Below are 14,877 nucleotides of genomic sequence, written 5' to 3'. Positions count from 1 at the left end.
TTGTAGTAACGGCTGGCGCAGGTTTTTATAATGTGCCAGTTGTTATTGCACACTAACCTCCTTGAGACCCTGAACAATTCGTTTTATAGTTGAAACATTCCGGCTTTGTTCAGGTTTCATTTTGCTAAATTCTTTCAGACAGTTAACCAGGTTCTGGTTAATCGCTGTCATTGTCATGGCATTGTTCACCGGCTGCTGGCATTACTATGACAGGACAACTCAGCAACAAGCGCAGCTGCAACAATTTGCCGGTACGGTGCAGTTAGGCGTAGTGCCGTTATTGAAAAATCGTGATCAGGCTTTGGTGCAGGCGCAGTTAAATCATCTGCGCTACGTCAGTGCGCTGCCTATCACCGCTATGGCAATTTACGATCAGCAGCACCGCCTTCTGGCAGCGACAGATTCGGCTGACACTTTGTTCAGCTTTAAGCCAGAGCAGGCCGTAACGGCCTTTGCTATCCAACGGTACGGCCAGCAATGGCTGGTGCAGCAACCTCTGACTGACAGCCTCAGTAACAAGCAACCACCGGCTTCGGAGCAGGAACGGGCCTATTTACTGTTGCTGGTGGCTTATCAACTGTCTTATACGGACTGGCTGATACCGCTGCTGATAGTGGGGTTTATCGGCCTGATGGTGTTAAAGGCGCTACACAACACGTTACAGCAGGCCGCTTCGCGCCAGCATACGGATGTTAGTTTACTAACCCATAAGTTATCGCAGCTACGCCAGGGGCAGCTTGGTATTCGCATTGATGAGGAGCTGGTACCTGAGTTGTCGCCGCTAAAGCAGGCGTTGAATGAATTTGCGGTGCAGTACGATAGCTCAGGCCTGCAGGCCAAAGCAGAATTGAAACAAATGGCGTTACGCTGTACGCAGGAAGAAAGTCGTCGCCAGCAACTACAGCAGCAGCTGACCGACTTGCAGCAAGACCGCCAGCGTTTACAGCAATTGCTGAAGCTACGTCTGACAAACCTACGCCAACTAAGCCAACATAGCGCTGATATGGAAGCCGAGCAGTTGCAAAGTGCCTTAACCGGCCTGACCAATTTACTGTGCCTGGAGCACAATATTGCCTGCGACGAGGCCAAACCGTTGCAGTTAACTAAATTAGTTGCCGCCGCTGTCGCCACTGTGCAGCACCGACTGGTGGCGCAGCGCATAGACTTACAGATCATTGAATCTGACGGTTTGGCGGCGCATCAGATTGAGCTGGCTGAAACACAGTTGCATATGCTGCTGGTGGCACTGTTGCAATTAACTGCCAGAGTGTCGGCTGCATCAGAGTTGGTGCTGCGGTTAGGCTTAGGCGGTGATGCCCAGGCGATGCTACAAATCAGTGTTACCTGTAATGGCAATGGTATTCCGGCCAGAGTAGTGCAGTTGCTTAATGCCGCTGACGTTAAGCCGTTGCAGTGGCACGAAGCTGATATAGGCTGCATTATCGCCGTACGTCAGCAGTGTGCGGCCAGTATGTCGGTGCAGTCGCTGGAAGGTCTTGGCAGCACGTTGACGCTGGAGTTGCCGGTTAACCTGACAGAAGTGGCCAGCCGCCAGTTTCAGCATCTGTTACTGTTTGACAATAGTGCCTTGTTGCCAGAGCGGGTTCATAGTTTAAATACTGTGGCTCAGAACGTGGTTAGCTGTGCCGATATCGCAGAATTGCGGCGCAAAAGTAAGCAGCATAATTATGATCTGACACTGATCTTTTTGCCGGAACCGGCCGAGTTGCTGCAGTGGCAGCAGTTGTTAGCAGATAGCGTCGTCAATGGACCTTGTCTGTTTTATGCCAGAGTAGCCGAGCAAGGCATTTGGCAGGAAACATTAAAGCAGACAATCCAGCCTGCGGCCTTTTGTCTGCAGCATTTGGCTGCTTTAGACCGGCAATCAGAGCTACCGCAGTTGCTGGTTGTGGACGACAATCCAACTAATCTGGCCTTTGTCAGAGTGTTACTGCAGTCGCAACCAGTGCGGCTGGTTACTGCAGCCTCGGGTAATGACGCACTGCAGCTATGCCGGCAACAGCGCTTTGATATAGTGCTGCTGGATATCCAACTGCCGGATATCAGTGGTATTGATGTTGCTATGCAATTGCGTCAGTTGCCGGGCTATCAGCAATTGCCGATCCTGGCTTTTACCGCTCATGCACTGGAGCAGGAAATTGCTACCTTTAAACACGCAGGTATGAACGACGTGATTTTAAAACCACTTGATGCCACCAAGCTGGAACAAATTATGTATTGGTGTTCAAAGGTTAAACTCGATAACGTCAGCCAGGAGTAGTTTTATCGCCTGCAGGTATGCCTGATTGGGCTGCACACTAAGTAGGGGTAATAACTCTGCACCGCTGGCCGTGTATTTGTAATATTGCAGCACAACATTCTTAGTGACTTTGCCGCTGAGTAACTGCTGTTGATATTGCCAGTTCAGGCTAAGGCCCGACGCTAGCTCACCGGTTTCAATTTCGGCACTATGCAGTAAACCAATATCTGTCAGGCTGAGAATTTGTGGGTAGGATAAACCAAACTGGCTCAGGTTTAGTACGGCTCTGCCGCGGCCGGTCAGCCATTGCCAAAGTGATGGCCGGCGAATATAGCCAAAGTAAATTCTGCCGCTGGGATCCTGCTTACTACGACAGCTAAGATTGGCTGCCTGTTGCAACGCTATGGCTTCTTTGTAGCTCATGCGTTTAAGGGCATGCAGTGTTTTTAGCGAGAATTTTCCCGGGCTGGCAATTTCGCCAGCCAGTATTTTGGCCCACAATTGCTGCATGTTGCCATTGGATACATCCAGTACCAACTGACAGTACTGCTGAAACCAGTCAGGGTCGACTTCCTGTGTGGAAACCTGCTCCGGGCAGTAATCCTGAGCCAGAAGTATAATTCTTTCCAAATTAAGCTGTTGCCGCTCCTTTTGCATCAATAAACGCCGGTCTGCCCGCTCTGCTAACGACAGGCCGGTTTGGTTGATGCCGGCGCCGGATCTTGCCGCCAGTTGTTGGTGTTTATCGGCAAAGGGGCTGGCATCGCCGGTGTCGGCTTTTGTCTGGCTGACTTCTTCAATGCGCACCGCAGTACCCAATTGGCTTCTGGCCAGCTGGCGTAAGCGTTGTTGTCCGGATAAGGAGCTGATTTTTGTCATAATTTAAACAACAGCCTGGAGTCGGGTTAGTTGCTATCTTGGCATCTGAGTGCAGTTAGCAGCAAGCAGATGATTATACTTTGCGCAAAATAAAATATGTTATACCTTACGCTAATATGCATTAAGCATGTATATTTAAACGGAATGATTAAGAAAAGGCAGAGCAATGGTGTCAAAGGAAACAGATGAAGATTTTCTGTTTTTAGCAGAAGACGAGCCGGCCGAATCCGGTGAAGGACACAAGCTGGGTGAATGGCATCTGTTAATCGTCGATGACGATGAAGAAATTCATACCGTAACCAAGCTGGCGTTAAGCGACTTAACCGTATTGGGCAAGCAGCTGGTGTTTCATCATGCCTATTCCGGCGCTGAAGCCATTGCCTTTCTCAGCCAGCATCCTAATACTGCCCTGGTGTTACTTGATGTTGTTATGGAATCGGATGACGCTGGTTTGTTGGTGGTGCAGCAAATTCGTGATCAGTTGCAGATGGATGAAGTTCGCATAGTACTGCGTACCGGCCAGCCGGGCTATGCGCCGGAAGAAAGCGTTATTAAAGAATACGACATCAATGATTATAAAACCAAAACCGAGCTGACCCGCAGCAAGTTGGTTACGTCAATCATTGCCTCGCTGCGCTCATACCAGCAAATTCGTACTATCAATCAAAGCCGGCGCGGTTTGCAAAAGATTATCAATGCCGGCGCCAATTTGCTTGAGCAACACTCATTGCATGAGTTTTCCGAAGGTGTCGTCACGCAAATCTCGTCGTTGATTGGCCTGCATGCCGAAGGTGTGCTGTGTGCGCAAATTGAAGACGACGGCAGTACCAGCGACAACATCTATGTGTTAGGTGCCGCCGGGCACTATGCCCCCTATATTAAGTGTCAGCTGGATCGTCTGGACAATCAGCGTATTGTCAGTCAGATCACCAAATGTCTGCATAGCCGCCAGCACCTGTTTACCGATCAGGATACAGTGTTGTACCTGGGTAACGATAAACATTGCGCAGCGGTGTATATCGAAACCAACCGGCCAATTGAAGATTTAGACCGGCAGCTGATAGAGGTCTTTCTCAGCAACATCTCTATTGGTTATGAAAACGTTACCTTGTTTCAGCAGTTAAAACACGCAGCCTACATCGACCCGCTGACCAAAACCCCTAACCGCAATGAGTTTATCCAGATACTGCAGGACACCAGACGTTACGAAGCGCTGCACAGTGTCGCTGTACTGATTGATATCGATCATTTTTCTGATGTAAATGACGGTTTAGGCCAGGATGTTGGTAATGAACTGCTGATAGCCGTTACCTATCGTCTGATCGAACAATTTGGTGCCTGTGCGCAACTGGGGCGAATTGGTGCCGATGTGTTTGGCTTGGTCGGGCCTGAGCATGAGCTGACGCCGGAACGTCTGCAGGACGTATTTGCTGAGCCCTTCCAAGCTTCAGAACATGCGTTGCAGGTTAATGCCACCTTTGGTTTGTGCCGCTTAACCGATACGGCTGAGCAGGGGCTTACCATTCTAAAACATGTTTATATTGCGCTTAATAAAGCGAAAAAACATTATGGCCAGAATTATCAGTACTATCAGGCTGATATGGAAGATGAAATGGCCGAGCGTCTGGCAATGTTGCGTATGTTGCGACAGGATTTTGCCCAGGGCCAGTTACAATTGTGGTATCAGCCACAAATATCCTTGCAGACCAAACAGGTTGTTGGCATGGAGGCATTGCTGCGCTGGCCGCAGGGGGATGGCCAGTATGTGTCGCCGGCAATCTTTATCCCGTTGGCGGAGTATTCCGGCCTGATTGTTGAAATTGGTAGTTGGGTACTGGAGCAGGCCTGTCTGCAAATTAAACAGCTTGAAAAACAAGGTTTTAGTGGTTTGCGCATTGCTGTGAATGTGTCAATGCCACAGTTTCGTAATCAGGGTTTTGTGCAGTCTGTTATCGACTGTGTGGGCCGGTATCAGATCAAGCCTGAATTGCTGGAATTGGAAATTACCGAGTCGGTGGTGATGGATGAGCCGAAAATAGTGATTGAAGCGCTGCAAAAGCTGAAGAGTTTTGGCATTAAGGTGGCGATCGATGACTTTGGTATTGGCTTTTCATCGTTAAGCTACTTACAGCAGTTGCCGTTGGATAGAATTAAAGTCGATCGGGCGTTTATCCGTGATATCGATCAGGCTGCCGGTGAGGTTATTGCTGAGACCATTATCAGTCTGGGTAAGCGGCTTAATCTGTCTACTATTGCCGAAGGCGTTGAGACTGCAGCGCAGGAAAAAGCCATACTGGCAATGGGCTGTGATGAGGTTCAGGGCTTTATGTATGCCAAACCTATGCCGCCTGCTGACTTACTGCAGTATCTACAGCAATCCGCAGCGAAGCCAGGCCAGGGTTAAGCTCATCCCGGCCTGCTTAAACTACAGCAGCTGCCGATACACATAGCGCGCCAGTGGATGTTGCTGGCGCGCTAACTCCGCGACAAAGAACTGAGCAACCTTAGTAGCACCCTGCAAAGTAAGGTGGGTATTGTCGGTTTTGCCATCGGGAAACTTTTGATATAGCCCGGCTGGCACCTGAATAAAGTAAGGCTGGCTGCCATCTGTGCCCAATTGTTGCCAGAAATCACAACTTAGCTGCTGTAAATCAAAAAAACTAACACCAGCTGTAGCCGCTACCTGAGCTGCGGCCTGGGCATAAGCGGCTAAATCACGCTTAAGGCGGCCATCTGCAGCAAAATTACGCCGGCAAATTGAGCTGACCAGCATAGGCGTGGCTCCCCGCTTACGCACATCGGTAATAAATTGGTTTAAAAACGTCTGATAATCGCTGTCGGCTGCGGCAAAGCGCGCCGGATCGGATTGTTTGGAGTCATTATGCCCAAACTGGATCAACACATAGTCACCTTCGGCCAGTTCACTTAGTAATAACTGCCAGCGGCCTTCATTAAGAAAGCGCCGGGTACTGCGGCCATTGGCGGCGTGATTGATAACCGTCAATTGCGGTAGTAAAAATTGCGGTAATAGCTGGCCCCAACCGCGCTCGGGGTAGGCCAGGTTGGTTTTATCTGACATGGTCGAATCGCCAACCAGGTGCAGGGTTAACGGTGGCGGCTCTGCAGCCTGAGTGGGTAGCAGCAAACTTAAGCCCAGTAAAAATAGTGCTTTCATTGATACGCCTCTAGTTGTTGTAATAGCCGTTGTAGCTGTTGTTCCGGGTCCCAGCGGCCGGCAAAGGTCCATTTTGCGGTGATCTGCTCTGGCTCTAGTTTTGCAGGTAAGTGGCTTTGCAGCCACGGATATAGTATCTGCCGGCTATCAGCATGGCTAAAGTAATACCTGTCGCCCCAGACATTAGCCCGGTTGCGTTCTGGCTCGGCCGGGTAGGTGTGGCGGAAAATCGGCTTGTCGGCCATATTGCTGCTGTACCGGTTATTAATCAGATAAAACTGCGCGTCATAGTGGCGCCGCCCCAGCATAAAGCCCGGCACGCCGTCAAAGTGTGAGTCGCGCACCACCATTTTTTGCTGCTCATTTAGCTCGCCGTCATGCCACAGCGTGGCGTAGGCCTTTTTATTAATAAAGGTAGAATTACTGAAAAACGCCCAACCACGCGGGCACACCATATCGGTATGGCCTTCAAAGTAACAGTTGTCGTGGTAATACATACCGTCAGTTTTATTCCACAGGCTTAGGGTGTCGGCCCCGCCGGCAATAATGCGGCAATTAGCGGTGATAATGCGCGTGGCCTGCTCGAAGCCGCGTACAGCGAATTGATGTTCGTTGTCACCGGTCTGCTCGCCATAGCTGTTAACTATGCTGATATTCAGCAGTGCGATGTCGCTGGCGCGGATATTTACCACAGCCGCGCCCCAATCGCTGGGATGCTGCTTTAACCAGTTGCTTCTAAGCTCTGCTACGCGGATTTCGGTGTTATCCATTCCGGCGCCAATCAGTGCGACGTTATTGCGGGTCAGGTAAATCTTCTCGGTATAGACACCGGGGCCAATCTGAATAATGGCCTGCGCATCGTTGTCGGGCAGGCTGTTAATCGCCTGCTGAATACTGCGAAACGGCGCGTCACCGTTTTGCGCAACCTGTAAGCGAATGATATTGGCGCAGCTGGCTGTGCTGATAAACAGCAGCAGAATGCAGAACAGCAAGGTTTTTTGCATATTTTTGATTCCAAAAAAAGCCGGGACCACGAGATTGCCGAGCGGCATAGCGAGAATCGACTTGCTCTAAGCTAACCGTTGAAGGCATGGATGCCTGAGTCGAGCCCCCAGGGATGGGTTCACGGCGTGTTAGCGTGGGCAAGCCGGTTCGTGCCGAAGCATCAAAACCGGCTAAACGCAGGAAGAAAACTTAGTTGGTAGCAAGCAATTTCGCTATTTGCACCCCTGCCATAATAAAAGGCCCGTTAGCTTTGGCGTCGTTACGAAACACCGGCTCGCTCATGTAGTATTCATAGCTGCCATCGCGGCCAAAGCCTAAGCCGGCTACCTGGCAAGTATTAACCAGGCTTACGCTGTTATCCGGATGCAACAGAATAAATTCATCTACCAGCCCCTGATACGCTTTGATAGCAGTCGCTTTGTAACGCGGCGGCAGATAGCCGTTGTTTACCCCCTTGGCAAAGAAGTAAGTAAACATACTGCTGGCTGACGACTCTAAATAGTTACCCGCTGCCTGGGGCTTATCCAAAATCTGATACCAGGTGCCGGTGTCATGATCTTGCACCTTCACCAGGGCGTCGGCCAGTTCAGCGCTCATATCCAGCAGTGGCTGACGCAATTCGGTTTGCTGCTCAGGAATAATCTCCAGCACATCCACCAGCGCCATCGCCAGCCAGCCTAAGCCGCGGCCCCAGAACTGACTTGCCAGACCTGTGTCCTTATCGGCCCAGGCTTGCGCACGGGCTTCATCCCAGGCGTGGTAATACAAGCCAGTGTTAGGGTCACGCAGTTTCGCCCGGCTGATGCTGAATTCCTTTACCACCTCGTCAAAAGCATGGCCTTGCTCAAACGTTTTGGTGTAATTGGCCAAAAAGGGCATGCCCATATAGACGCCATCTAACCACAGTTGATGCGGGTAGATTTTTTTATGCCAGAATGCACCCTCTGCAGTGCGTGGGTGTTCGGTTAACTGTTTACGCAGCAGATCCAACGCCTGTTTGTATTGCGGTTTGGGGTTGCGCTGGTATTCGCGCAGCAGCATATTGCCGCTGTTTAAACTGTCGATATTGTAGTTGCTCAGCTTGTAGGTGCGGATATCGCCATCTGCGGTAATAAACGAATCGATAACCTCGCTCAGCACCTGCTGCCACTTTGGATTGGGCCGCAGCTTGAGCAAATCATCATAGGCTTGCAGCTGCAGGCCGGTGGTATATTCCCACTTGCTGGGCCGCTGGCGCTCATAATCCCAGCCACCGTAGGCATAAAACGGCGTTTGCCGGCTCATTTCGCTGGCGGCTAAACGCTCACTCCAATCCAGAGCCACTTCGGCTGTCAGCGGTTGGGCTTTTTGCTGTTCAGACAAGGTAGTTTTTAACCTTAACCTGGGTGTCAGTGTAAGTTGTTCCACCGTCTGCTGCAGATAAGCGACAAACTCGGCTTCAGTTTGAATGCCACCCGGTTCGCCGTCCCAGGCTGACAAAAAGTAATACTCCAGTGCACTACCTGATGGCGTCAGCACGGCGACGTGGCTGTTATCATCACTGGTAATGGTTTTTTTTGCACTGTGTTTAAATAAAATCGCCATACCCAGCTTGTCGTTGCCACCGGTCAGGGTTTGCTCGCCCCAGGTTGCCAGGTAAGTCCAACTATGGCCCGGAATATCCTGTTTGCCCTGGAGCAATGTGGTATTAGGCAGCTTAACCAGGCCAATGGCAATATTGTCCAGCGGCTCGCTCAGTGACAGCCGGGTATGTACCAGCCGGCTACCGGCGGTCATCGACAAGTTAGCCGTTAATTGGGTGGTTTTGCCGGCAATTTGCCAGTCTTTGTATTGAATTTGCAGCGCTGAATACAAGGCGCCGTTTTCAATGACTTTAGCACTATGGCCACTGACGCTGGATACCAGCTGGACTTTGTCACCGTCCCAATAGCCAAAGCCGCCAGCCCCGAGTGATTTGCCAACTTTTAGCAAATCCATGCCCCAGTCGGCCATTGCATGGTATGACTTATAACCATCCAGCCCGACCTGCTGCAGCACCGGCGCGCCGGTTTTATTGCCAAAGACGTCAAAGCCGTTGCGCCAATCGAGGTAAATACGGTAGCCGACTTTATCGGACTCTATGCCCGGGCCTTCGTAGCGGATCCATTCCGAATGATCGGTATATTGCGGCGGTGGGGTCAGCTCAGTGACGTTTTGAAACTGGCCGCCGATATACTTAGCGTCTTGCCATTGGCCGCCGACCTTATGTGAAATTTCAGCCTGGGTGCGCTTAGGCAACTGCTGATCGTTAAAGCGCGCCCTATCGTTAACAATACGCAGTGGCTTGTGCTCAGCGGCGGTTAATTCAAACTGTAATAACAGGGTATCTTTAGTGCCATCGCCGCTATGGTCTATCAGTTGTGATGCGACAGCCGTGTCGCCGGCAAGCGCCACTAAAGCCTGTGCCTGCTCTGCGCTGACACCAAGATCGCTAAAGGGCAACAGCAATGTTTGCTGGTGTCGCGCGAAGTTGGATGGATTGCTGACACTGAGGTTGGCAATCTGGTTTGTGTTGTCGGCTGCAGCGGGTGTTTTAACAGCAGGTTGTGGTGAGCAGGCGCTGACAACAGCGGCGATGCTGAGGCTTAACAAGGTTTTGCCAAAAAGAATGCGGGCCATAAAATACCTGTTATTACAATTGGTACGTCCCTGCTAAAAAACCGGCCTTCCGTGGCTCAGGGTTTAGCAAAAATAAAGCCGCCATGGCTAAACATGGCGGTGTCTGGTTTAGAACTTATACTGGGCGCCCAAATAGTACTGGCGGCCGGTGGCATGGTAGTAGGTTAAGCGGTTGCCGCTGGAATCTACCCATTGATCATCCACTTCGTCAGTCAGGTTCAGCGCTTCAAAACTGAGTTTCCATTTTTCAGTTAACTGATATGACACTGAAGCATCAATATTACGGGTGGCGTTAGTGCCTTCCATATCGTTGTTATTGCGGCCGATAGCGTTGGTCAGGTAGTCTGAGCGGTCAGCCAGCGATATGCGCGCACTGAACTTATCGTCTTCGTAATACAGCGTAGCACTGCGGGTTGATTCAGATAAGCCCTGTAAGTCACGGGTGGCCAGGATGCGACCGTCGGCATTGATGTAGTCCATCTGCGCTTTAACGTAGGTGTAGTTACCGATAAAGCCAAAGCGATCCCAGCCCTCAGGCAGGAAGGTAAACGGCATCTGGTATTGCACTTCAAAGCCATACAGGTTGCCACCTGGTGCATTAAGTGGCGTATTGGTTTGCCACTCGATGTTTTCGTTACAATCCGGGCCATAACCCGGGCCGGCATTACAGGCATCAATCGCCGCCTGCACCGGCAGGCCGGTTTCGGTAAACAGTTTGGTTTCACGCAACCCCTGGACATAACTGTCAATATCTTTACGGAACACCGCTACACCCAGCAATGACTCATTGTCAAAGTACAGCTCTAAACCCAGATCATAGGTTTTTGCTTTGGTCGGCTCTAATGTCGGGTTGCCACCGCTGACGCTGCGGGCGCCACCGGATACCGATACCGACACATTTGGCCGGATACTGCCCAGGCCGGCACGGGCCATTACTTCGGCATAACCAAAGCGGATAATCACATCGTCCAGCGGTTCAAATACCAGATTTAAAGACGGCAGGAATTCCTTGTAGTCATGCTTGGCAGTAATTTGTTCATTGCTGCCACCCAGCGTCGCCCAGGCAGTGGACGATTGTTCGGTTTTAACATAGCGGCCACCAATGTCACCGCGAACAGTGGTATCGCCAAATTCGGTTTCAAATGCCAGTTGCAGATAGGCACCCAGGGTTTTTTCTTCGGCGGTGTAGTTATCTACCCGACGGTTGTCGGCGCTGACCGCAAAAACACCGCTGTTACTGTAAATATCATAGGCAGCATCGATGGCAGCCAGATCCGGCACCAGCCAGGCGCCTTGTGAGCCTAAACCGGAGTTGTAGCTCATGATTAGATCCGGTGTCATTACTATGCCGGCATTATTTTCGCTGGAGCGCCGAGCCTCGTAAGTTTCAAATTCAAAGGCTTTGTAGTGCAGGCCGCTGCGTAAGGTCAGGTTTTCGTTAAGTACATATTCCAGATTCAGCGCGGCGTTATCAAAGGTGTTTTCTGCGCCGAGCGGACGTAGGCGTACACTGTTGGTGCTCCAGCCGTTAGGATCGAACACGCCGGCACCAAATACCAGCTCCGGAGCCTGGCGTTTGGCACCGCGGTAGTCGTAGCTAAAATCGACACCGGTTTTTTCCATCACGACTGTGGTTTGAATTGGGTTATCAAACTCAGACTTGGCGCGGCCAATCATGCCATCAATTTTCAGGTTGTCACTCAGCTGATGCTGGCCACTTAAACTAAATTGTAAAAACTCAGTACCCAGTTCGTCGTAACGGTTTTCGTTACGTACCGTAGCGTTCTCAAACGAGGCGTAAGTAACGGTATTGCTGCCATCCACCTCGTAGTCCAACACGTTCATCCGGCCGGCCTGGCTGTTACCATTGAGGATACCCTGGGTAAAAATTTCATTGCGGCTAGAGTCATCTTTTGAGTACAGAATATCCAGATTAAAACGGGTTTCCATACTGGGGCGGAATTCAAAAGCGGCAGCGGCACCGGTGCGTTTTACATTGTGAGTGTAAGAGTCGTAGCGCGGTAAACGCGGCCGGAAACCATCATTAATGGCAGCCAACTCGGGGGCATCAGCATCGCCACGGTAGCTGCCAAAGTCGTTTACGTTGTCCCAGCGCACTGTGCTGGCGCCTTCATCTTTTACATTGCGCTCAGACATCGCCAGGGAAAACAGTGCACCAAATTTGCCGTCGGCAAAGATATTGCTGACTAAAAACGAAGCTTTCGGATCCACTTCTTCAGATAAATCGTTGTAACCGGCCTGCATATTGGCTGCAAAAGTGAAGCCGTCATAGTCAAACGGGCGCGCGGTGCGCAGGTCTACCGTGGCACCGAGTGAGCCTTCTTCCACGTTGGCCGACGCCGTTTTGCGCACTGTTAGCTCACTGAATAAATCCGATGAAAAGGTGTTAAAGTCGAAACCCCGGCCGCGGTTGGCACCGCCAATGGCATCAGTGCCGCCGCTGGTAGACTGGGCTTCCATACCGTTAATGCGAACCCGGGTAAAATCCGGACCCAGGCCGCGTACCGAAATTTGTCGGCCTTCACCGGCAGCACGGCTGATTGCCACACCCGGAATGCGCTGTAAAGATTCGGCTAAGTTAAGATCGGGGAAATCGGCAATATCTTCGGCTTTAATGGTATCGGTAGAGCCGGTTTCAAAGCGTTTTTGGTTCAGGGCGCTGGCTAAACTGCCGCGAAAGCCACCGGTAACGGTGATCACTTCGATCTCTTCTTCCTGCACTTGCGCCGTTGTTTGTGGCTCTGCCTGCTGTGCTTGCAGTGCCGGTGCTGTGCCAAGAATAGTTGCTAAACCGGCCAGTGTAAGCGCCCGTACCAGTTTAGTCGGGCGAAATTGCGTGTTGCGATAAGCCATCTGTGTTCACCTCGTCCTGAATTGACTTGTTGTCGTAGCCGGAGTCATGCCCGGCTTTAAGTATTTTGTCGGAGCAAAGTGTGTCTGCTCCCTGTCGATTTGCTTGTTTTGTATTCAGCTTATATGCTTTGTCTACCGGTGGCAAAAAAAACTTGCAATTTTGTGCCACCGATGGCAAAAAGCTAACACCATCAACTAAAATCTGTCAATTATTGATAGAGTTTAAATCGGTGCAATTTGTAACTGAATAGTGCCGCTTTTTTCTAAGTTACTAATTTTAAAGGTTTGTTGCTTGGTTTTATTTTTCGGATTGTTCCATATTTGAACAATTCTAGCGCGGCAGCACGCTAAAAGAGCTAACAGGAGAGCCCTATGACAAGCTTATTTTCACTGGCCGGACAGACCGCTTTAGTTACCGGTGCCAGTCGTGGTTTAGGCCGGGCCATTGCCCTGGCGTTAGCGGATGCCGGTGCGACTGTACTGTGTGCCAGTTCCACGGCAAATGGCAGCGCCAGCACTGTGGCTGCGATTCAACAAGCTGGTGGCCAGGCCCGGGCCTTGGCCGCCGATTTAACTAACGAGGCGGCTGTAGAGCAATTGGCAGCAGAAGCGCTGGCACAAGGGCCGGTGCATATATTAGTTAATTGCGGCGGCACCATATTTCGTGCGCCAGCGCATCAGTTTCCGATGAGCGAATGGCATAAGGTGATCGCAGTTAATTTAGATGCGGCTTTTTTGCTAAGCCAGCGCCTGGGGGCTGAGATGATTGACCGCCAACACGGCAAAATTATCAATATTGCCTCCATGCTGTCTTACAGTGGCGGTATTACTGTGCCGGCTTATACCGCCAGCAAGCATGCTATCGCTGGCGTGACCAAAGCGCTGGCCAACGAATGGGCGCAGCACAATATTCAGGTTAATGCGATAGCACCGGGTTATTTTAGTACAGACAACACCGCCGCACTGCAGGCTGATATGGCCCGCAATGCGGCTATTACCGCGCGTATTCCGGCCGGACGCTGGGGCGAGCCGGAAGATTTAGCCGGCGCAGCGGTATTTTTGGCGTCCAAAGCCAGTGACTATGTCAACGGCCACGTACTGGCGGTTGATGGTGGCTGGCTGGCGCGTTAAACCGATTTATTCACAGAGGTTATTTATGACAGTTTTATTTGACAGCCGTTATCCGACGCATCCGGACGACGTTAAGCACTACGACACCGATGAGTTACGCCAGCATTTTCTGGTCGACAACCTGATGCAGGCCGACAAGCTGGTGCTGTGTTACACCCACTATGAGCGGGTGATTGTTGGCAGTGCGGTGCCGGTAAAGGGGCCGGTTAAGCTGGCAGCGCCAGAACCACTGAAGGCGCAGTTTTTTTTACAACGGCGTGAGCTGGGGATTATTAACGTTGGTGGCACTGGCACAGTAACGGTTGATGGTACGGCTTATGAGCTGAAAAATACCGAAGCGCTGTATGTGGGGATGGGCGCGCGCGAGGTGAGCTTTCACAGCCTGGATAGCAGCGCACCGGCGAAGTTTTATTTAAATTCGGCACCGGCACACCACAGTTATCCGACTAAACATCTGACAATGGACAACTGTACTGTGCTGCAAATGGGCGCGCAGGCAACCTCGAATGAGCGCGCTATTCACCAGTTAATGATTAACGACGTGGTTGAGACATGTCAGTTACAAATGGGCTTAACGGTGCTAAAGCCGGGCAGTGTATGGAATACCATGCCGGCGCATCAGCATGATCGGCGGATGGAAGCGTACTTCTATTTTAACCTGGCTGACGATCAGCGCGTCTGTCATTTTATGGGCCAGCCGCAGCAAACCCGGCATATCTGGGTTGCCAATGAGCAGGCGGTAGTATCACCTGCCTGGTCTATTCACAGTGGCTGTGGCACCAGCAATTACGCTTTTATCTGGGGTATGGCCGGCGAAAATCTGGACTATCACGATATGGATAAATTTCCGGCCAGTGCGATGAAATAGCATCTGCTGTCAGGCTGCCAGTGGCAG

9 protein-coding genes are annotated in these 14,877 nt (G+C 51.1%); 4 read left to right on the top strand and 5 right to left on the bottom strand.

Annotation, left to right across the window (positions count from 1 at the left end; all coding sequences use genetic code 11):
* The first annotated feature begins 175 nt into the window (after positions 1 to 175).
* Entirely contained in the window at positions 176 to 2,281 is a 2,106-nt protein-coding gene (locus tag MN202_RS06285; protein ID WP_335735244.1) for a response regulator, read from the top strand.
* Here MN202_RS06285 and MN202_RS06280 read toward each other — a convergent pair.
* A complete protein-coding gene (locus tag MN202_RS06280) occupies positions 2,246 to 3,139 on the bottom strand; it encodes a TIGR03899 family protein (RefSeq protein ID WP_335735243.1) in 894 nt (297 codons plus the stop codon). The two genes, MN202_RS06285 and MN202_RS06280, sit on opposite strands and share 36 nt — an antisense overlap.
* 166 nt (positions 3,140 to 3,305) lie before the next feature.
* On the opposite strand from MN202_RS06280, the gene MN202_RS06275 reads away from it, so the two are divergent.
* Complete coding sequence (locus MN202_RS06275; protein ID WP_335735242.1) at positions 3,306 to 5,543, top strand: bifunctional diguanylate cyclase/phosphodiesterase; 2,238 nt, start codon at positions 3,306 to 3,308, stop codon at positions 5,541 to 5,543.
* 21 nt (positions 5,544 to 5,564) lie between these two features.
* Here the strand turns inward: MN202_RS06275 and MN202_RS06270 are convergent, their stop codons facing one another.
* The 4 genes from MN202_RS06270 to MN202_RS06255 form a co-directional block, all read right to left on the bottom strand.
* Complete coding sequence (locus MN202_RS06270; protein ID WP_335735241.1) at positions 5,565 to 6,314, bottom strand: rhamnogalacturonan acetylesterase; 750 nt, start codon at positions 6,312 to 6,314, stop codon at positions 5,565 to 5,567.
* Positions 6,311 to 7,318 (bottom strand): pectinesterase family protein, encoded by a 1,008-nt coding sequence (locus MN202_RS06265; RefSeq protein ID WP_335735240.1) that lies wholly within the window; start codon positions 7,316 to 7,318, stop codon positions 6,311 to 6,313. Before MN202_RS06265 ends, MN202_RS06270 begins: the two co-directional genes overlap by 4 nt.
* A 190-nt stretch (positions 7,319 to 7,508) precedes the next feature.
* Complete coding sequence (locus tag MN202_RS06260; RefSeq protein ID WP_335735239.1) at positions 7,509 to 9,977, bottom strand: glycoside hydrolase family 88 protein; 2,469 nt, start codon at positions 9,975 to 9,977, stop codon at positions 7,509 to 7,511.
* A 108-nt stretch (positions 9,978 to 10,085) separates the two neighbouring features.
* Entirely contained in the window at positions 10,086 to 12,851 is a 2,766-nt protein-coding gene (locus tag MN202_RS06255; RefSeq protein WP_335735238.1) for a TonB-dependent receptor, read from the bottom strand.
* 372 nt (positions 12,852 to 13,223) lie between these two features.
* Here MN202_RS06255 and MN202_RS06250 point away from each other — a divergent pair, with 372 nt between their 5' ends.
* Together MN202_RS06250 and kduI are read left to right on the top strand one after the other, a co-directional pair.
* The gene (locus MN202_RS06250; RefSeq protein ID WP_335735237.1) at positions 13,224 to 13,982 is read left to right on the top strand and encodes an SDR family oxidoreductase; all 759 of its coding nucleotides are present in this window, start codon (positions 13,224 to 13,226) and stop codon (positions 13,980 to 13,982) included.
* A 25-nt stretch (positions 13,983 to 14,007) separates the two neighbouring features.
* Entirely contained in the window at positions 14,008 to 14,850 is an 843-nt protein-coding gene (gene kduI / locus MN202_RS06245) for a 5-dehydro-4-deoxy-D-glucuronate isomerase (RefSeq protein ID WP_335735236.1), read from the top strand.
* Positions 14,851 to 14,877: the final 27 nt, after the last annotated feature.

Source organism: Rheinheimera muenzenbergensis, assembly GCF_036984005.1.
GTDB lineage: Bacteria > Pseudomonadota > Gammaproteobacteria > Enterobacterales > Alteromonadaceae > Alishewanella > Alishewanella muenzenbergensis.
The sequence above is the reverse complement of the archived record's forward strand: the minus strand, read 5'-3'. Positions and strand labels throughout refer to the sequence as shown.